The organism is uncultured Phocaeicola sp. (assembly GCF_948499155.1).
Taxonomy (GTDB): Bacteria; Bacteroidota; Bacteroidia; order Bacteroidales; family Bacteroidaceae; genus Phocaeicola; species Phocaeicola faecalis.
The window spans coordinates 214,766-236,039 of sequence record NZ_CAOOSE010000002.1 but is presented as its reverse complement, the minus strand read 5'-3'; the positions used below and the strand labels follow the sequence as shown (position 1 = coordinate 236,039).

Here is a 21,274-nt window from a genome sequence, read left to right as displayed (position 1 = left end):
GCTTCTGTTATTTACTTTAGTACATCTAATTTTTTTATGCTTATTTGCCAAACCGTGATTGATCTACTTCTTTGTGTGCTTTTGGTTTGAAATCGCCAAACCTGTATGTGAAAGACAAAGAAATCCTTCTTGAATCCACAACTTCTTTCATCCGTAGATTCTGTGTTTGATATTGGAGGTTAAGTTCTTTCGGAGCCCATGAGTTGAATATATCGTTGACTTTCAGAGATAATTCCGCTTTGTTACGATTAAATGTCCATTTTATACCCGTATCAATGCGATACATGGCATTGATAGTCATAGGCCCCTGAATGTTACGTGAAATATAGGAACCGGATAATTCCGCCTTGATATTGGGTTTCGATGATATGGTAAATGTATTATCAAGATTGGTATAAATCGCTAGATTGTTTTTCGTGAAGCTTAGGTCATAATAATGGTCGCTTTTCATTTTGTCGTAATATCCGTTTAAGATAAATCTGGATTCAAATATCCTGCTTATCCGAAACGGAATCATCATGTTAAACCCTAACTTCGCTGAATAATTAAAGTTCAAGGTCTTATAAATCAGCATCAATCTGTCGGAGGACTGATAAGGTATCTGGCAGAAAAAATCATCTGTATAATTCGCGAATAATGTAAAAATATATTTACTTTTCCAGATGTAGTTTAACTGAAACGAGTAGTTTTTTGCAGGTCTCAAATCCGTATTTCCCTGTATTTCTGTATATCCATTGAGGTAAGATGTTGTATTTTGCATTTCCCAATAACTCGGATAAACCTTATCAGAAGAAACTGACAGTTGAAAAACAGAGACAGGATTAGCTGTATAAGTAATTTCCATCATAGGGAATAGGCTTCGGTAGTCAATTTTCTTATGCTTATAATACTCTCCGGTCAAGGAAGCATTCAGGGAGAGATTGTTGGCAAAACGCTTGGAGAAACCTGCGTATAAATCATAAGTGTACTCATTCAATTGGCTGTCACTGTCATAGTCTGACCAATTATGGCTGACAGAGGAATGATAGATTTGAGAACTCTTGTCTGAGGCGAAACTAAATTTAGTACCATAATTCAATGTCCAGCCTTTTCCCAGTGAATGGCTTTGATCTGCGTAGAATGAAAGACGGCGAATATCTTGCTTCGAGCGGGCATCAAAGAAATCTTCCTTGCCTTCCATCCTTTCCCGGTAATGCTGTGTCGTATGGTTTTTATAGGAAGTGAAGTCAATGCCTGTGCTAAACCCAAATCCGGAGGTGTAGTTCAACGCAATATTGTGCATTTGCACTGGCTTATCCGTATTTTTTTTATTTTCCGAATCTGAGTAGGTTCCATTAGAAGAATTGAAAGACCGCATCCACGGCTGAATTTCTGCAGTGTATGCTAGGGTGATTTTGTCCTTGTCGTTGATTAGCCAATCATTCCCCAAACGAATGGTATGGATAGGCTTGACGGAGTAACCTCGGTCGGATTGATTTATATCAGATACCTGATCATTGAATATATGTTGAGATATAATTTCCTGTCCTGTGCGAACCTGGTTGTAACCGAACGAATAGAGGAAATCTGTCAAGGTTTTAGGAGTGTTATATAGGATTGTGACACCTCCTTGAAAATTCTTATAATACCCTTGGTTATACAACGTATTTATTTGTCCTTGCAATTGCTGGGTGTCGTAAATCGCATTGTCAAGTACAAGGTTTATTACGGCTCCACGTACATGATACTGGGGAGGAGCACTATACATTACTTCTGCTTCCCGAATACGCTCTTTCGGCATATTTTTTAGCAGATTATTCAATTGGTTTTCATCCATATTGGTTTTCTTTCCATTGATTAGGATAGTCACGTTATTTGCCCCTATCAGTTGAAAAGTACCCTTTTGTATATGAATCCCAGGAAGTTTCAATATGGCATCATAGATGCTAGTTGCCATTTTGTCTGTTAAAAGCTGCGACATATTATAAGTCATTTTTCCGTCAATGACTCTCACCAGCGGATATTCACCTATTATAGACACTTCAGACAACATTTGACTTTTCTCATTCATCTGGATAGAGCCAATAGCCTTTGTGTTACATTTTTTTTGATACGTTTCGTACATCAGATGTTGAATGGTTATAATTACAGGAAGTGTATCTGTTTTTATACTGAATCTCCCAACGGAATCGGTATAGGCAGAATTCAAAAATACAGAATCAGTTGTCTGTAAAACAATTGTTGCAAATTCAATCGGGTTATTATCTCTGTCTGTAATTACTCCGGTTATTTTCTGTGCATATACATTGTTAATACACAAGGAAAGTATGGCACTTATTATAAATTTCATATCAATTCATTTTTATATAGTCATAGAAAAATATTTTAACACCCTTTATCAACAGGGCGGAATGTTATTTATAGATATTTTTTTCCTATATAATAAATCTATTATTCGAGGAATAATTTTTTTTACATATTCGCACATACTATGTGGCTTGTATAGTGTTTTGTGATTAAAATAGGAATCTGAAGCACAATGATATGTACATACGTTTTTCCATGTACACATCCTACACTCTTTAATACTATCAATATTTCTCTTTAATAAATTTTGAACTGATGGATTTCTGAAAATACTATTTTTTATGTCATCTACTTCATAAATATTGCCAATTTTAAATTCTAAATTACCGATAAAATAATCGCAGGAATAGAATGAACCGTCAATATCAAACCCCAGCATTGTATGACCGGCTCCACAAGGAGCCAATGTGCACAAATTATAAATATTCAAAGATGACAAATTATTCAGTAGATTACTAATATTCACTTCAGAAATATAGTCTTCAATATTATTACATTCATTATTTATCAAATTGATTTTCTCCATTAATTTGAGATTTGTTTCAATCAAATGATTAATGTTCACATCATATTTTTTATCAGCTGCTTTCCCAGAATGAAGTATAGGGCTAAAATTGAATTTCTTTATACCTTTGCCTACGTAAAAATCAAAATGATCTAATAGCTTATATTGATTGGCAGCAGTGACTACCGTAAACATTCCGGGGGAAATTCCAGCAGCCAACAAATAATCCAGTCCAATAAGCGACTGTTTTAATGAACTACTCCCGTTGAGTTGGCATCGATGTGAATTAGAAGCGGTATCAAACCCGTCTATGCTTATTCCAACATTAAAATTTTCTGCTTTTAGAAAACCTGCAATCTCTTTTGTTACTAAAGTTCCATTAGTTTGTATGTAGAATTTAATATTTTCAGAAATTTTCCTTATTTCCTTTACCAAAGGTACAAGTTTATTATAGTTCAACAATGGTTCCCCACCGTGAAATGATAAATTAAGAACCTTCTCTGGATAAGATTTACTCAATTTGCGCAATATGTATAAAACAGTTTCATTGCTCATTGATGTAGGAGGTTTTAAATCTGTATGAGCATAACAATAAGAGCATGATAAATTGCAACTCTTTGTATACCTAAGTACAACTTGGCAAACGTTGGAACTGGATATTTTGCATTGGCGCCTTTTTAACTTATCATGGAATGATGATGTATGATTAACTTTTAAAACCCCTGAATTGAAAAGTAAATTTAATAGTTGAATATGTTCAGGAAATGTTTCTTTAAATTTATTCAAGGTAATTTCTTTTTCTAATAGTTCTTCAACAAGATAGATACATGACTTATTAATAGTAGCCCAAGCTCCAGTTTCTTTAGCTACTAAAATCACATAGTCTTTATTATAATCATTAATTTCCACATCTTGCATGCTAAGAGTACTTTTAGTATCCTTGCAGTATTCTTCTATGTTAAATATATTTCCCATTTTTATAGTGTATATTGTTATTTACTAGCTCTTTTTAGAAAAGGAATCAATTCAAACATTCGTTTTTTAGACATCATGATTGCCATCTGTCCTTTGCTTCCTACAGGTATTTTCTGCATATCTATATCAGTAATACTTATCTCAATGAATTCATCTTTTCCTTGCGCAAATATATTTGTTATAACTCCTAATAGTAGTCTTCCATTTATTTTCAATGAAACGCGGCTTCCCTTAATATGAGACTGTAATATCCCAATATCAGTGTTTTCTATTGTGAAAAGCAATTCATTTTTATGTTCATTATTCTGGTTTCCATTATATATGACTGATATGTAAGTAAAGTGCGGATACTTTATTAAATACATACCTGCAATTATTAAGATACACATAATAAGCCACATTATCCCACTAATAATCAACCCACCAGGAACTTTGTTCATTATTTTTTCTAATTTCGGATTTTGTTCATTCATAATTATACATTCTTATTGAGTTCCAATTGATTTTCAATCAATTGATAATAAACACCTTGATGTGATATTAACGTTTCATGAGTACCTACTTCTACTATTTCTCCATGATGAAGAACGATTATTTTATCAGCATTTCTAACTGTGCTTAATCGATGTGCGACTATCACAACTGTCCTTCCCGAGTAAAATTTCTGCAAATTCTCCATGATGATAGTTTCATTTGTGGTATCTAATGAATTAGTTGCTTCATCTAGAAAAATATAATTTGGATTTTTATATATCGCTCTTGCTATCAATATTCGCTGCTTTTGGCCATTGCTTAATCCACAGCCTTCACTCCCAATTTTGGTTTCGTATCCTAGTGGGAGTGAGTTAATGAAAGAATCGATATTGGCCAGCCGTGCTGCATAGTGTAGTCTGTCATAATCAAGCTCTTCATCAATAATGCCTATGTTTTTTGCAATTGAATCTGAAAATATGAATCCTTCCTGCATTACCACCCCACAACATCTTCTCCAGTATTTCTCGCTATAATCTGTTAAAGATTTTTCTCCAATACAAACGATACCAGAAGTTGGATGGTAAAATCCCAATAGCAATTTAAGTAAAGTTGTTTTTCCACTTCCACTTGTTCCTACTATGGCGGTTACTTTGCCGGCCTCAATAATAAGATTAATATTTTTAAGGGCCTTTTCTGCCTCAGGATTTCCATAACAGAAAGTTACATTCTGGAATATGATATTAGAACAACTAGGTATATTGGTAATTTTACTAACCCCTACAGGTTCTTCATCCGGTTTATCATATATCTCATTAATACGTTCTAAACTAATTTTAGCTTCTTGCGATTCTTTTATGAAGTTTAAGAATTGATTCAATGGAGTATTCAACTGCCCAAGAACATATTGTATGGCAATCATCATTCCAAGAGTCATTTCCCCTTTTACTACAGATGTTGCTGCCAGATATGAGATAATGACATTTTTTATTTGGTTGATAAAGGCTCCACCTGCTCCTTGAAGTTGAGCAATTACCAAAGATTTTATATTGATTTGATAAAGCTTAAACTGAATATTCTCCCATTCCCATCGCTTCCCTCTTTCACAATTGTTTAACTTTATTTCTTGCATTGAAGTTACCAATTGCACTAAATTACTTTGATTAGATGAAGCCTCTCTAAATTCTCTAAAGTTTAAGACTCTGCACTTTTTAAGAAAACTTAGAATCCATATAACATAAATACTACTTCCAATAAGAAAAAAAAGAAAAATCTTTAAGCTATATCGCCCAATAACAATAGAGAAAACAGTAAATGTTACAAATGAAAACACACTGCTAATCAATGTACTTGTTAAAAATTTCTGTATCTTATTATTGTCGCTTATCCTTTGCATAATATCTCCTGTGAGTTTTGTGTCAAAGAACGCAATGGGTAATTTCATTAATTTATTAAGAAAATCAGAAATAAATGTAATGCTAATTCGCTGCGTCATGTGTAGCATTAGCCAGCTTTGGAATAGTTCATTGCCTAATTGTCCTGCAATTAACATCAATTGGGCAATACAAATAATCAATATAATACTATTTTCTTGTGTAGTAATACCAATATCGACAATTGCTTGGGTAAGAAAAGGGAGAGATAAATTTAGAAAACACCCTATAGTTAAAGCTGTCATTAGGAAACATAAATATTTCTTATGCGGCTTTAGATACTTAAAAAGACGTTTGAAGGGAAAGTCCTTTCGAGTATCTGGTTTATTTTCATAAAACTTTGATGTTGGCTTTAGTTGAAAGACTATGCCAACATTATTTTTCTTATCGGTAATCCAATGCTTTAAGAAATCGTCCTTATTATAAGTAAGTTTTCCAAAAGCTGGGTCTGCAACTAAAATTTTATTTTCACTTTTTATAGAATAAACTACTATAAAATGATTATTGTCCCAATGGATAATGCAAGGTAAATGGGTATTTTGTATCAATTGCTCCCAATTCATCCATACAGACTCTGTCTTGAACCCTATTGATTTTGCAGCACTGCTAATGCCTTTAAGAGAAGAACCATTACGCGTTAAATAAGATTTTTCCCTTAAAGTCTGCAATGAATAATATTGTCCGTAATATTCTGCAATCATCTGCAAGCATGTCGGTCCGCAATCCATTGCATCATATTGTTTACGAATAGGAAATCTCATAGAATACTATATAACCAAAGAATGTATTCAAATTAGCTTACTCCTTTTAGGAGAAGATTGCTCAAAATTAGATTTTGAGCAATCTTCAATTAATCTTCAATCAACTTTTAGAAAGTGATTGTCCAAGGTGAAAGACTGCCATTGTCTGACTCTGTAGCAACAGAGGCCACAACGCCATAAGCTTCTTCTTGAAGAGCTGACTTCAAACCGCCTTGAATTTGTTCTTCTTGCACTTCTGTCATTGTATTCAACGACTTAGTGCTTTCATTAAGTGTGTTCATAATAAAAATAAATTATTAAATTTTCCCTACTCTTTTAAGGCCTTTCGGGCACCGCCTATTTAAGTATTTATAATTTCAAGATTTGTTTATAAGAAATTTTATTCTTAACAGACATTTCATTGACTTTTTTTTCTATTCTTAGTATTTCAAAGTATCGGCAATTTTTCTCTATTTTACAATTTTCACAGTTAAAGCAAGTTGGAAAATCGTAATGTTGAAATATATTTTGAGGGGCTGATAAATCTGATATAACTTCAGCGGCCAGCTTTTTCCCATGAATCTGACTCATAATAAATTCAACCTCATCAAGAGGTAACTTATCTATATTAGCGAACTGGATAAAGTCGGAAAAAGCAGACAAATATTGATTCTTTATTGATTTGCGCTTAATATATATATTGAGATATTTTTTTGCATTAATATAATCCTCTGCAAAATAGAACAACATACAGAGAAAGATATTAATATCCAAATTAAGAATACCTTCGTGGGTATTAAAAAGAAAATAATCATGGGTGATATCAATTGTATAACCACCTTGGATTCGGGACTCAATACCTTGTGCTAATTCTTTTACTTCAGCGGTAGACATATTTACTAATTTAGGATAAGACTTCATATATCCCAATATTCCATATCGAAATTTTTCTTCGTAAGCTTTTCTTGAAAATAAAACTTGGTTCATTCCAGGAATTATGATATAATAAGTTGGAAAATCCGTAATCGAATTATTCCTAATGTAAATATTGAAACCTAGTTGTTCTACAATATTGAAACAATATTGAAGATCACTATCATTCGAGATACCCCAAGTTGGATTTTCACCTGTATATTCATAAGAAGGTATTGGTGAAAATATGGATAAAGGCCATATTCCAGAACTAGATTCAAGTATTCTATGGTAGTTGGAATTTACAACCTCTTCATTAAGTGTATTCTTTTGATTATTAGTCCAACTAAAATCAATAGGCAAACCGATAAATCCCTTGGTTGATTGATAAGCTTCATTCAAACAGCGATCTACGGCTATATAAGGAACGAAATCAGAACCAAGTTTAAAGTTATATAAATGATTTTGTTTATCAATAATGATAGCTCCATAAACAGGAAGCCCCTTTCCTAAAGAACAATCTTTAATGATTATCTCATATCCTTTTTTTTCTATTAGGTATTTGATTTTCTCATAGACAGGAGTATCTGAGAATTCGTCTATTGGAATAGTTGGAGGAGTTAATTCTCCATAATATATATTCTTTAGTGCATATCGTTCAAATATCTCACAAAAGCCATGTAGCAAGGCTTCACTTTCTGAATTACCGGCAGTCATACCATTTGATCCAATAGCATGCAAAATCAAATCAATGGGAACAAATACTTCATCATTATCTCTTTTTGAGAAACAAGGAATCATTAAAATGTGATTTTCTTCTATTTTAATCACATCAATTAAAATGGATTTAAGTTCTTCTATGTTATTTGCATGATACAACAACATTAATTCACTTCCAAATGAAGTTAATACTTTTTCTAAAGTCCAATATTCTTCACGCTCATCATATCTAAAATCTAGAGCAACATTTTCTTTATGTATTTTTTTCTTATACATAGAGTCAGGTGGGAGAGTATTTACAAACTCCTTTGTTCCATAAAAAGTATGTATATAATCGCAAAGAAATCGGTTTTGTATTTTTTCCATAAACTCAGCATATCCACTTGCTAAAGCATATTCAAAAGTAGAACCTTTACCGTTCATTCCAATTCCTAGCTTGGCTAAATCGTGATTTCCTAAAATGACTCTACATGCAAATATATTGTCACAATTAGCATTGCTATCCAATAGCAAAAGATCTAAATCCGTCAAGATAGACCTGATGAGATTAATAGTCCTCTCAGGCGTTTCATCTTTATATTCTTTGTACTTTTTCATAAAAACATTTTTTTATAATTGATTTTGAGTTATTCTAGAATACTGGTTCAATACAGCAACAAATATAATATGTTTTTATTGCAAACAGTCTATACTGTAAATAAATTAACATTAATTATAACTACACAATGTCAGCGTAACTACTCAGCGAATAATTATAATTGAAAATCAGTCATTTACATAAATAATAAATAGAAAAAGTAGAAAAGCTTTATGAAAAGCAGAACATAAATCTTTCTATTTGCATATGAATCATTTACTATTCTATCTATTTGAAAGGCTTTTGTGTCAGATAGCTTTCAGATGATGAAATTATTTGCTGAGTAGTTACATGTCAGCAGAGTTTAATACAAAGTCATGCAAATTAGTTTATATTCCTGATATATAAATGATAATTTGCTCTTTAACTACGTATTATTACAAATACTACTTTTGCTTATTTTGATAAATAGGCGATTAACAGTTATATGCAAATCTCAGAAGAATTAATATTTAGAGAAAATTTCTGCCGAACTACCAAAAATCAAGTAGATAGGCAATCTAATCAATATACATTGAAATATTTCTCACAGATATTAGTGTTGATAACAACTTGATTGATGAAACTTCCGCATTTATCATCATCCTATAGTGTAGCTCAAATAGATTGGCTATATTAGGAATATACTGAAATATCCCCAAGAAAATAGAAATGTTTTTTTGAGTGTAAGACAAAAAGATTTCGTTGGACTAAAAAATATGTGAAATAAGAATCAACTTAATCGAAGCAAAAAAATGGCCATTAAGCATTTGTCAATAACCGTGCTTCATATTTAATCTGGTTTATACAGATGTCTATGGTACGCAGTGGCCATTATTAAGGAATGGAGAGTTGAAAAAATATGGCAATATAGATGTCGAATAAGAGTAAATTAGAGTTATATTCCCTAGGCCATTCAAAAAGTATTTTTTCATTTTCTTTTTGTATTATCATTTGAACAAAGCGAAAAATCTGCAAACATTTAGCGGGTGTCATTACAGAATGACAAAAAATTACTTCATTAAAGATTATATTTTAAATTGCAGAAATCTATTATTGTATTTCAGGAATAATAGATTTCTGCAATTTATCTATAAAGAAGCTCTAATATTACAATGTTTTTCATTTTTTAGGTTCCCTATATATGGTGTAAACATAACCATTACTATAAGTAGCGATTGTTTTTCTTAACGAATCATGGACATAACCATTACTATAAGTAGCGATTGTTTTTCCTAATGAATCAAGGACGTAGCCATTACTATAAGTAGCGATTGTTTTTCCCAATGAATCAAGGACGTAGCCATTGCTATAAGTTGCCATTATGACTACGCCATTAGATTTTGCTATATAGTTATTATTGCCTGTGATTATATGTAATGGCTTGCAAGAATAAATTATGCAACAAAGTAATATATACAGCCACTTTATCATAATAAAAATATTAATAGTTCAACGCTTTTCTGGTTAAGTCTAAAGGTTCGTTAATCTTCCCCTTTAATCTAATTTTTTTTATTGCATTTCCATTAGCATCTAAAGGTTCAATTTCATAATCAACATCAGCACAAGATATACCATTCCATCTTCCATAAATAGTGAAACGTCTCCCTGAACGACCTTCCACAAGAGCATTATAATCACAAGACACATGGTAATTTTTGACAACGGCTGTAACTCTTACAGAAGAAAGAGGTTCTACAGTAACTGTTTGGTTAAACATATATGAAATGTTTTTTACAGTACCATTTGTATATGAAAATCCATAAGTATTGCTAGATGAGAGACTACCACCAAAAGAAAAAATGGGAGTATTTATTCCAGTATTTGCGTTAACAGTCGTAGTATATGAATTACTTTCTTGAAATGAGGATGATACATTTGCTCCTTCTGTATATTGAATAGTCATCTGAGTAGGAGTTGTATATCTATTGTGAACTGTACCACGTAATATATAACTTGGCTTTTCTTCAGGTGTAACTCCTGCCAAATCATATGTTGGACCGCTAACTATAGTCAAATCTTCAACTAATCTAATTTCAAATTCTTGCGTAGCACTATTTCTATATTTATCAAAATATATCTTTGAATTTTTCACACCAATGACTTCATTATATACATCCCACATTCCACCAGGACCTTGTGCTATCGCATCTGCATTCTCTAATATATTAGATTTCTCTCTTTGCTCTCCCTTGAGAAAATCCCAGCAAGCTCCCTGAGAAGAAGTTCCATCTTTAATATATAAAACACGTACATCTGGAGCATTAGTATATACTCCCAAAGACAACAAATGATCTTGATAATCCTTGATGTATATATATCCAGTTAATGGCATTATGTACAACTTAAATTTTTGATTATCAGAGTCATTCCTAGGCTCCATGCTTACTTCAGATTGCACTCCATTGGAGGTTAAATATCTCGCCTCAGAGTTATGAGTGTTTTCTCTTACAATTATGTTTACAGGAAGTTCTCTTATATCAAAAAATGAACTGTTCTCATTTATAAAATAAAGACTTAGATCTTTTCGTTTATGAGGAGATTCTGGCACAGGTATAATCTCTCCTTTATCAATACTATCAACATTTAAGGCACGAGTTTGAATAATAGAATTATCAATTTCTAAAACGTCATTGTAATCATTTCCACATGAGTGCAAAAGTAAGCTCACAACGATTGCGGCGATAACAAAAAAAATCTTTTTCATGAATTTAATTTTTAATCTACAAAACTGTTAAATGTTTTTAAAGTTGCAACTTTTTGCAAATATATAACAGTACGGACTGTTTATAAAATAATCAATGAGCATTTTGTGATTAATTAACATGTCTCAAAACATAACTAGGACTGTTTATTGAATAAAAGTTTTTGTAAATCAATTATTTACATCGAATTTGTATAAAAAAACAGATGAGGAGAGAAATATTAATTTTCTATTTGCATACTCATTCTTCTGTATTCTACCAATATGGAATATTTTTTAGATAGCTCTCTTTTTCCGAAAAATCTCGTTAATCATATTCTTTACATCCTTATTTACTTGAATGAAATTGGCATATAAGATACGCTCTCTCGCATCTTTGGATTTGAACGTATAGAATTTTGGCAAGGGTATATATTCCGATTCCTCTTTTTGAATGGATGCCATATCAAAATCTGTCTTGCAGAAGAACTTTGAGGTCTTAAATTCCTCAGCCTCCTGTATGTTCATCTGGTCTCGCATTCCGGTTTTTGTTTTTGTGAAGTCGCGTGCCACCTGTCCGCATATCCAGCCCGTAGCCATATCGGAAATTTTACTGGCAGGCACAAGGTTATCCATATTCTCGTTCAGGTTGATGCTGGTTTTATCCCGGTCTATCGTCACCCCTTTTTTCAGTTGCACTACCTTGCCGAAGATGTCGTTGCTCAGCCATTCCAAGGTTTCTTTCGCGCGTGCCGAACCGGATACCACATTGCCCACTGTGGTGATAATCTTCTGCATACCTACTTTGCCATAATCCGCTTCAAGCTGCGGAAGCTCCTGAAAGCCCAACGCCACACTTACCTTGTTGCTTCGTGCCGTACCTATCAGCCGGTCTATTTTATGGAAGTACAGTGTTGGTAGCTCATCCACGATGATGCTCACCGGGATATTTCTCCCCTGATCGGTATTCACGCGCGTTACCAGTCGGTTTAATATCAATGCATTCAGCGCACCGATAATGCTCTCCATTTCCGGATCATTGGCGATTAGTAGATAGCTCGGATTCTTCGGGTCGCTCACCTTCAGGTCGAAGTCGTCACCGTCCTTATGGAATATCCAATAGCTCTCTTTCGTGGCAAGTCGGGAGGTATAGACACGCAGCGTACCAATCATACCCTCTAATTGTTCCATTGCCTTGTTCTTCAAGGCTGTCTGAAACGGTCCCAACAGCGGAGCCACTTCATTGTCGGTTTCCAGTACTTCAAAAATGGTCTGGTAACTTTCATTCAGGAATGAAAGGATATGCGGCATATCGGAATATTTGCCCAACCAATAGGCAGGCTCTGCCTCATTCCCCTGTGCGTCAAGCACCCTTCCGGTAGGTTTCAGCCGTTTGGTCTGTGGTTCCTCCGTCATTTCTGCACGCAATTTGTTACCTTCCTTGTCGTAGGGTTCTTTCTCGTAGTTCACAAAGAAGTAGATACAGGCAGCAAGGAAGTTCACCGCCGAGGTCTGGAAGAACTGGTCACTGCCGCCACCGCCTTCCTTCTTGCCCTTTTGCAGCGATTCCAACAGGGTCTCGGCCGTCTCCGAGGCAGCAGCAAGGTTATTGATATACTTCTGCTGAATGGGGTTCACCCTTCGGGAGTATTCCACATCCACAAAGTTGATTACCGAGAATTTGCACCCTTCGGGTAGATTGCCGAGTTTCTGGTTTTTAAGATAATGGTAGTACAGTTTGGTAGCAAGGGTAGGCCATTTATAATCATATACCACCATTGCGAAGCCTTTTGCCGAGTGTTGCCGGATAAACGGCTCGATAATCGAGAAGGTCTTTCCCGAACCGGGGGTGCCGACCACCCATGTGCCACGAAACGGGTTGGTGATGTTGCACCAGCCTTTTCGGAACTTTCCTTTATAGTAGAACCGCATCGGGATATTCACCGAGTATTTGTTCTCCACCAGTTCCGTGCATTGCTCAAAGCTCTCGTTTTCCAAGTTGAACCGGTCTTTCAGCAATCCTTCTTTCAGGAACTTCGATATATTGTCCAAGGCCACGTGTACCAATATTGTTCCGACTACTGAGGTCGCCATATATAAGATGATGTTCAGCCGGAGAGAATATAGACGCAAGTCTGTCGTAAGGTTGAATAGCCATACAGCAACAATCAGCAGTGCGATGCCGCATACCAACGGATACAACACCTGTTTCCGTGCGTTAAATTCCAAGTGTTTCTTGTTTCTCGTTCCAACGCAGGTGATACATATTAGTGCGAACGTGGCAATTTTACTGTAAGCCAAGTGGTCGTCATGGTAAAGGAACCAGCTTTTAATACGGCTATGTACATCGCATACCACCCCGTTCCAATAGTCCATCATTTCCGGGTCAATGGCATACATGAAGAACTCTATAAGTAAGGATACATAGATTGCTGTGCGGAATATCTTATATACTCCCTGCAATTCTTTACTCTCTTCCATAGTGATATTGTTGGGTGGTTATTCATTCAGCGTGACTATCGGACGTACTTTGTGCGCTTGCCATTTGGGAGTTTCCTGTATCGCACCGCTGCCGGTCGAGTAGAGCCATGCTTTGGCGGCCTCCTGTCCGGCCACTTCGGTCGAAGTCCAGTACCAACATTCGTTGGCACTGTCCGGGATAGGCACACCGCCGCACCGCTCGATATACGGGTTCACCGCCTCACGGCTGGCATACAGCAGGCGCATCTGTGCCACCGAAGGTACATAGGCACTCTGCCCATATTTCCATAAATCAAAAACTTGCTCGGCCATCGGTGAAGCGGTTTCCGTTGTTTCATACAAGGCAAACGTGTTCTCATTGCCGTCCAAGGCTGCTGGGTCAGCCGATGTGCCCTGTACAATCCCGATGCTGTCCGCAAAGGCTTCCGGCGCAAGGTCATGTAGATAGACTGCATATCCGTTTCCTGCCACCGCTTCATCCCGGTTCAGGTGGAACACCACGGCTATGGCCTCCTTTCCCGATTGGTTGTAATCCTCATAGCTCATTACCTCACCGTCTGTACAAAGGATATGGCCCACCTTCATACCGGTGTCCGGGAAATCCCGATGTTCATCACAAGCCACCAACCCCAACATAGTGGCCAGCATCATACCCAAGGCCATTCTCCCTGGTCTCATTCCTTTCCCTATCTTATTATATATAGCTTTCGCCATTCCTCCGATTCGTATCTTTATTCCATTCATGTTCTGTATCTTATTTATCATTATCCGTATTCATTATTTATCCCTGCCATTATTCATTATCGTGTCAGGTAGCCGGTTCTTCATTCCTCATTCTTAATTCTTTATTTCACCGGCAGCTTCACCCCGATAACCACTCCCGTGCGAAACAAATCCTCCCCGCCAATCATCAGATCGCTTTTCACCTGCCAGTACACCTGCCACCCCTTGCGTAAGGAGTAGCTATGCTCATATCCTGCGTGTACGCCGCCCACTACGCCGTGTCGGTCAGAGCCGAGCGAACCGCCTATGCGCAGGTTGCCGTGGTGGTTGCGTCCTCGTGTCACGCAAGGCTTGTAGGCTACGCCCAAGCCCCACGTGTTGTAGTTGTTCCAGAACGACTTCGGGCACACGTGGCCGCACGAAGCGCATTCGTCCCATTTCAGATATACGTTCCCGAAATATTCCCAAGCGTTATGATAGCGTGTCTCATGCTCGTAAGCCACCGTCAAGTCCATGCCTCGCTCATACAAGAATCCGGTGCCAATCTGCAACCTCCCTTTATGGTCGTCCGCAAATCCCGGAACACAAGTAGTAAACAGGATTACCACTGCCGCAAATATCTTTTTATAATAAAAATTCTTCATTGCTTAATTCCTCATTCTTCATTAAGTAAGACTTCATTAAAACTGTCCGCACTCAGCACATCCTCATAGTCGATGTTCAGCGAGATATTGCGCCCCGAAATCTGCTTTTCGCTTAGTTCAATGGTCAGCACCTTGTCATTGGGGAAGGTCATTTTCCGTATCACCACGATGTTACGGTAGCCGTGCAGGAACGATTTACCCTGTTCCAGTATCATTTCCGGTTGCAGTTCTATCATTTGCGCATTGCTGGCTTTCGACATCTTTTTGTCAGCGAGTTTCACTCGTATCTCGTCTATATCGAAACGGATGCGTGTACGGTTCTCTATCGAGAAGTCAAGGAAGAAGTAATCGCCTACGGTATAAATATTGTTCAGGCGCATGTTCATACGGTGTTGCTTGCAGCTTACGTTCCGGTATCTCGCTGGGGAAGTCCATATCCTACGGGCAAACCGGTACATATCCTCCGTGGAGAGCGACACTGCCGGGTTATGGTAAGCCGTGGTCTCTGCCGCGTGTATCTCTTTGTCCGTTACCGCTTCCGTTAGTCGGGTAGTATAAACCAGTGCGTACTGTGTGCGGTAGCGTTCCGTCACGATGGTCACTATGGCAAGCACTTCGCCGTCCTCGTACCCTGCCTCTTTGGGTTTCAGCCGGATTGTATTGTTGATAGGTTGGTCTCCGGCAACCTTATCCGTAGAAATATCCACGAAGCGAACCGGCTCGGTAGCCGTTATCACCGTTGTCACCTGTTCATTCACTGTCAGTTGTTCCATTTCCTCATACGTGGTCTGTGCCGCCAGCGGACAAACCGCCAGCACCCCGGCCACCAGATTCAAGATTTTAATTCGTACATTCATTTTATTTTCTATTTATTACATTATTAGTTATTGTATATGCTTCCATTATGCGCCTGTTGGCGATGTCATAATAAACCTTCTCTTTCTCAAAGCCGATGTAATTCTATCATATGCTATACTCGTTTAAGACCTTATTTCCTTTTCTCCCTGCCATTAACCAGATACACGAATGTGCCGTACTTCAGTTTGGCCTTGTTCTTTTTCACCGCTTTCGATAGAGCGTTGCTTGTCCGTTGGTAGGCGTTCTGTATAGCCTGCATACCCCATTGGGAGAAAGTGTTGCCCGAAGTGCCGTTGTTGATGCTCATTGTGTTGTTCATGGCGTTGGAAGCCACGTCCTGCGCCGTTTCCCGGAAAGTGCTGCCCGGCACGTACAGCCCTTCCAGCCCGTCCGTATCATAGAGCGACAGGCTTACCTTCACCAGTTCATCGTCCACCAGTATGCTTTTCACGCTGCCTTTCACACGCTGGTTGCCGAAGCCGCTCATCGTGGCATAGAGGTACGAGCCTTTGGGCACTACTGTCTCGTTGATTTCCACATCATCGAGCAGGCGGAGCCGTACCCGTGAGCCGTCCACTGCTTTGATGTTTTCATCAATGATAGCCTTTATCAGCTTGGGTTCCGGCTCGTTCTCCGCAAGGGTGTGGAAGTAGTCGGAGGAAGTCTTGATTTTTTTCACCACCTGTCCGGTCTCCGCGTCATCGCCAAGCTCATGCACGGCGTTTCCGTTCACTTCTACATTTCTGTCCGTCACCGTTCCTGTCGTCACCGGTCTGTAAACGGATGTGTCAGTATTATCCGGTGTAGGTTCCAATCCTTTTCGGCCCTGCGACCTCGCTTCGGCAAGAGCCTTGTCCAGTTCCGCCAATGCTTCCTTGCGCCGTTGCTCGCTTCGGGCGATGCGTTCATGCTCATCAAGCGATGGTAGGGAAACGGTGTCATGGTTCATTGCTTCGCCTTTCTCGGCACTTTTTCGCAAGCGTTCCTGCATCTCACGCAGCCGCTCCAGTTCTTCCATCCGCCTGTCTGCTTCCGTGTCGAGCAGGGCGAGGTCGTCTTCCGTATATTTGGATTCGTATGCTTCTTTGTCATCTTTATTGTTGTTGCGTTCTATGTTCTCCACGGCGGAAAAGTCCTGTATTCTGCCGTATGATTTCACCATGCTCTCATATTTGCCGTCGATGCCTCCGTTGTTATCCACACGTGCCTGGGGCAGTTCCGGGTTCAGGAACTCCGTGGTTTGCAGCGTATTTCCCGTTTCTGCCGGTTCCGTGTCGAAAATGTCGAATATCAGATAACCGCTAATCAGCAGCAACGGGTAGAGTATGGCAGGCAGCACGTACTTCGGCTGTTTGAAATTAATCTTGTCTGTTATCATCATGCGTCTTATGTCTTTGTTTCAATAATTGTTCCTGGTGTTCCGTGGCAGTCATGCGTTCCTCCGTCCGGTGGATTTGATACACTGCTACCATACGATAGATGTTATGTCCCAAACAGGTCAGCACAATGCCGAACACAATGGCGAGAAACCACTTGGGGTGCTTGCAGGCGAAGCGTTGCACGCCCCCTGCCGCCTTGTCTAGTCTCAGCAGCCGGGCAGCCTTACGACCTGCCGCCACCTCTCTTTCATACCGTTCCTTATACTTCGGATCGTCCTTGTCCGGCATCTTCTCGCCGAAAATCATTTTTTTCCAGCTCATATCAGAAATTGTTTTTATTCTTTTGTTCGATGTCTTTGTTCAGCAGGGTGCGCCAGTCCACTATCAGCAGCCCGTGCGGGTTGTTGTCCGTCCGGGGTACCCGTTTCAGTTTGCCGGCGGTCACCAGTTCACGGGTGAGAATGGAAGTCCTCCGCTCGATGCGTTGGCGGCCATAGTAGGTAAACTCCATTTTCTCCTCGTTGAAGTTGATGCTGTCACAGAATATCGAGAATACCGCACTCGTTCCCATGATATTGTTGTAAAATCCCTTTTCTTTCAGTGTATTGTACTGTGCCAGTCCGGTCTCGTCCACCAAGTACATCGCCTTATCCATGGTGTAGCGTATATATTTGTCATCCGGTGCCAACGTGAAAAAGAAGTGGTGGAACATTTCCACATGGCTTCTCGCTTCCACATCGAGGGTCTCCTCCATTGTAGTGCGTTGCACAAGGATAGGTACATTGCCGTCCAATACATATACCTTCTGTTGGGCATCCGTTACCATCACCCTTGCTGTCCAGATGCTTGACAGGCTGATAAGGACGCATCCGGCAAGGAAAAATCCGCAGAATATCGTCACCAGCTTGATTTTGTTTTCTAAGTTTTTGATTACCATACAGCTTTTTCTATTTTATTTAATTCACTCCCTATTTTCAGAAAATCTTCATTCATCATTCTCAATTTTTCATAATCCCTTATCTCATCATGTGCGCTATCGCCCCCGTGGTGGACATTTTAGCCTGTGAAGCCACACCCTCGCCAAAGTTTCGGGTACTGAATGCCGTATCGCCTTCCGGTATCATCCATGCCGCCAGGTCCGGCACAAGGTTCAGGCATTTCAGGGCTACAATGCTTGCCGCCATCAGATAGCCTGCCGAGAAGAAGGAGTTCTGCAGGTAGGCGGCCATCGTCTGCTCGCTCGCCGTTATCGCCGTCAGGTTCTCCACCTGTATGCACAGCACGATGTCGAACAGTAGCAGCACGTAAAAACCAACGAAGTAGAGCATGGCTCCGTAAAAATGCACCGTCAAATAACGTGTCATCCACTTTGCCCATGCACCTTCCCATTTCGGCAATAACGAGAATGCCCATTGTATCGGTCCGAAAATCGTCAGCATACCGAGCAGGATTTGCTGGCAGTATATGGTTGCCCACCAGCCTATCCGAAAGACAATCAGCGCAATACACATCACGATTTTATCAATGCACACAGTTGCACCGCTTACCAGCGAGGTAAACCAGAGTCGGCTTGCATCCACCTCCATATTCGTCACCTCATCCACTCCGGTCTGCTCCATGGTAGATTCTATCAGATTGGGGTCACTCACCCCCGAATGGGCGACATCCGCCTGTGCCTGTAAACTCGTGTACATCGTGTCCCGTACATAAATCAATTCCTGCACCTCTTGGAATTTGTCGCTTATCTGTGTGGCTTCCGCCTGGTACAGGTCATGCGTGTACGAGCCAATGGCATTCGGAATGTACGACAAGAAGTCCAGCACGCACCAACTGCTTCCGCTCCGGTTCATGCCGGTATCTGCAGGAGGATACCACCACGACAGGATGATAGCGATTGCCAGTGGCTTGAATAGTTTCATCACGTCCAGCGGCTCATGTTTCACCATCATTTTATAAGCCATGTTCGCCGCCACAATAATGGAAAAGAGTGCTGCCAACGCCATGCACATTTGGAGGATCCACCAAAACGGCCCTTGTGAGCCGGTGAAAGTCGCATCGCACAGGAACTCATTGGTCTGGAATATCACATCATCTATTTCTTCTTCGAGAATGTCAATGCCGAAATCCGATAAGATATTGTCTGCCATACATTACTGGATATTAGAGGATGTTTCCGTTTGTTCCGTTTCAATCTCATGTACCGGCAATATGCCGTCCGCTTTCAGCAAGTCATGGATAAATAGCCTGCCTTTTTGTGTCCACCGGGTACGCATCACGGTCTTACCGTTCTCCAACTGGGAGGTTTCGCTACCCACATACCCGTTCCCCTTGTAGGGAGCGTAGAGAATCCATTGCTTGCCGCTCTTGTATTGCACCCTTTTTTCATGGAGAATAGCGTTCAGACGGCGTCCTGAAAGACCGTAGTCTTGCGCAATCTGTGTAATATCCACCAAGTCCTTGTTCTGCAATACGGTCTCTGCGTAAGCGGAACGCTTGCCAAGCTCCTCGATTGTTTCCTTTTGGCGGTCAATCAAAAGCTGTTGTTCCGTGCAACAGCTCTCTATCTCCAGCCGTTGCTCTTTCTCCTTCCGAATGGCATTGGCAAGTCCGATAAAGAACTCCGGGTCTGTCACCGCGCGTTGCAGGGCTTTCTCGCTCAGGTAAGCCCCGTCCTTCCGAATGGCAGGCAGCACTTCCTCACAGACCCAGTCCTGAAACTTTTCAGCTTCCGGAAGTTTGGAGCGCATCACCAATCTATATACATCGGATTCGCTGATAAACTTGGTAGGTTGCATTACAACCGTACCGTATTGATTCTCAATGGGAGTGTCTAAAACGGACACCCCCTTACAGTGGGTACGGACGGCCTTTGCAGCTTCTGCATACCCTAAAGAACGGGCCACATCATTAGCCTTGAACAACACTTTCCCTTCTTCCTGTTGAACGGTACAAATCTCCCCGAATTGCGGATGATTGAACACTTGGTTTTGATGATTCATGTTTGTCATTATTTATAGAGTTAATAAATTCTTTTTCCCTTTCCTTTTTCATTCCCTGCCATCCACGGTAGTCCATCCGGCAGAACGCCACCGCCCCATGGCGGCAGCCACTACTTGCGCTTTCCGGTTTTCTATTTGATTGGTGGCAGCAAGCAGTTCTGAGGTCTTGCGTGCGTTGGATAGCCGGACGAGGTAGCGGATAAGTTCTTCGTTCTTCCTTGCCACATCCGTATAGATGCGCAGGTATTGTTTCTTGCGCTGGGCATTGGGCATATAAGCGTCCTGCGTGGCTCTTATGGCGCATTGGAACATCTGGTAATGCTCCTTCCAATAGCTTTGGTCATCACCGTTGCCGCCTGTTTGCAGGATGCGGTTGATGTTCCGCCCAAAGTCACCCATCTTGTCGGTTATCTTTCCTCCCTCCGCTGCCCAAGCCACATCGAGCGCACCGCCGCTACGGTCAGCCACGTTCAGGGCTTCAATTTTCGCCCGTGCCACCATTGCCGAGTCCAACGCTTCCGCTTCATCCACCTGGTTATACAGGTTCACCCCGGCAAGGGTACGGTACGACAGTTTGTTCTTGCTCGCCGCACTCTTGCTGTACGACTTGTGCAACGCTTGGTAATAGAGTCCGGGCGTAAGCGACCCGGAGCCGATTTCACCCACCGTTATCTGGTTCATCTTGGCAGCATCGTGGCTATAGGTCACGCTTTGCGCCACCACATCCATCGCCCCATAGAGCACAAGCCCCACTACTAAAATTCCTTTCCCCATCTTCCGATTCTTCAT

Annotated in this window: 17 protein-coding genes; all 17 read right to left on the bottom strand. The window is 39.8% G+C overall.

Annotation, left to right across the window (positions count from 1 at the left end):
• Positions 1-40 precede the first annotated feature (40 nt).
• The 17 genes from QYT14_RS02910 to QYT14_RS02830 all read right to left on the bottom strand — a co-directional run bounded on the left by QYT14_RS02910 (position 41) and on the right by QYT14_RS02830 (position 21,274).
• Positions 41-2,329, bottom strand: a complete 2,289-nt coding sequence (locus tag QYT14_RS02910) for an outer membrane beta-barrel family protein (RefSeq protein ID WP_004319394.1) — start codon at positions 2,327-2,329, stop codon at positions 41-43.
• A gap of 48 nt (positions 2,330-2,377) precedes the next feature.
• Entirely contained in the window at positions 2,378-3,826 is a 1,449-nt protein-coding gene (itfD, locus tag QYT14_RS02905) for an Ile-Trp crosslink formation radical SAM/SPASM protein ItfD (RefSeq protein WP_004319392.1), read from the bottom strand.
• Between the two features lie 17 nt (positions 3,827-3,843).
• Positions 3,844-4,299 carry a hypothetical protein gene (locus QYT14_RS02900; RefSeq protein WP_004319390.1) on the bottom strand — a complete coding sequence of 152 codons (456 nt, stop codon included), beginning with the start codon at positions 4,297-4,299 and terminating at the stop codon, positions 3,844-3,846.
• 2 nt (positions 4,300-4,301) lie between these two features.
• Positions 4,302-6,491 carry a peptidase domain-containing ABC transporter gene (locus QYT14_RS02895; protein WP_044917720.1) on the bottom strand — a complete coding sequence of 730 codons (2,190 nt, stop codon included), beginning with the start codon at positions 6,489-6,491 and terminating at the stop codon, positions 4,302-4,304.
• Positions 6,492-6,598: 107 nt separating this feature from the next.
• The gene (gene itfA, locus QYT14_RS02890) at positions 6,599-6,772 is read right to left on the bottom strand and encodes an ItfA family WXI-crosslinked RiPP (RefSeq protein ID WP_004319385.1); all 174 of its coding nucleotides are present in this window, start codon (positions 6,770-6,772) and stop codon (positions 6,599-6,601) included.
• 67 nt (positions 6,773-6,839) lie between these two features.
• Complete coding sequence (locus tag QYT14_RS02885) at positions 6,840-8,699, bottom strand: YcaO-like family protein (protein ID WP_004319383.1); 1,860 nt, start codon at positions 8,697-8,699, stop codon at positions 6,840-6,842.
• 1,463 nt (positions 8,700-10,162) lie between these two features.
• Positions 10,163-11,425, bottom strand: coding sequence for a hypothetical protein (locus QYT14_RS02880; RefSeq protein WP_004319379.1), 1,263 nt, complete (start codon positions 11,423-11,425; stop codon positions 10,163-10,165).
• Between the two features lie 273 nt (positions 11,426-11,698).
• Positions 11,699-13,882 carry a type IV secretory system conjugative DNA transfer family protein gene (locus tag QYT14_RS02875; RefSeq protein WP_004319377.1) on the bottom strand — a complete coding sequence of 728 codons (2,184 nt, stop codon included), beginning with the start codon at positions 13,880-13,882 and terminating at the stop codon, positions 11,699-11,701.
• An 18-nt stretch (positions 13,883-13,900) separates the two neighbouring features.
• Positions 13,901-14,545, bottom strand: a complete 645-nt coding sequence (locus tag QYT14_RS02870; RefSeq protein ID WP_080599531.1) for a hypothetical protein — start codon at positions 14,543-14,545, stop codon at positions 13,901-13,903.
• A 182-nt stretch (positions 14,546-14,727) separates the two neighbouring features.
• Entirely contained in the window at positions 14,728-15,249 is a 522-nt protein-coding gene (locus QYT14_RS02865; RefSeq protein ID WP_004319373.1) for a hypothetical protein, read from the bottom strand.
• 11 nt (positions 15,250-15,260) lie between these two features.
• Positions 15,261-16,106 (bottom strand): conjugative transposon protein TraN, encoded by an 846-nt coding sequence (gene traN / locus QYT14_RS02860; protein WP_004319371.1) that lies wholly within the window; start codon positions 16,104-16,106, stop codon positions 15,261-15,263.
• A 131-nt stretch (positions 16,107-16,237) separates the two neighbouring features.
• Positions 16,238-17,488: a conjugative transposon protein TraM gene (traM, locus tag QYT14_RS02855; RefSeq protein WP_004319369.1), complete on the bottom strand. Its 1,251-nt coding sequence runs from the start codon at positions 17,486-17,488 to the stop codon at positions 16,238-16,240.
• Positions 17,466-17,807 carry a hypothetical protein gene (locus QYT14_RS02850; RefSeq protein ID WP_004319367.1) on the bottom strand — a complete coding sequence of 114 codons (342 nt, stop codon included), beginning with the start codon at positions 17,805-17,807 and terminating at the stop codon, positions 17,466-17,468. The genes traM and QYT14_RS02850 overlap by 23 nt, the downstream gene beginning before the upstream one ends.
• A gap of 1 nt (position 17,808) precedes the next feature.
• The gene (gene traK / locus QYT14_RS02845; RefSeq protein WP_004319365.1) at positions 17,809-18,423 is read right to left on the bottom strand and encodes a conjugative transposon protein TraK; all 615 of its coding nucleotides are present in this window, start codon (positions 18,421-18,423) and stop codon (positions 17,809-17,811) included.
• Positions 18,424-18,502: 79 nt separating this feature from the next.
• Positions 18,503-19,633: a hypothetical protein gene (locus tag QYT14_RS02840; RefSeq protein ID WP_004319363.1), complete on the bottom strand. Its 1,131-nt coding sequence runs from the start codon at positions 19,631-19,633 to the stop codon at positions 18,503-18,505.
• A 3-nt stretch (positions 19,634-19,636) separates the two neighbouring features.
• Positions 19,637-20,485: a phage antirepressor Ant gene (locus QYT14_RS02835; RefSeq protein WP_004319361.1), complete on the bottom strand. Its 849-nt coding sequence runs from the start codon at positions 20,483-20,485 to the stop codon at positions 19,637-19,639.
• Between the two features lie 48 nt (positions 20,486-20,533).
• Positions 20,534-21,274, bottom strand: a complete 741-nt coding sequence (locus tag QYT14_RS02830; RefSeq protein ID WP_004319359.1) for a DUF5045 domain-containing protein — start codon at positions 21,272-21,274, stop codon at positions 20,534-20,536.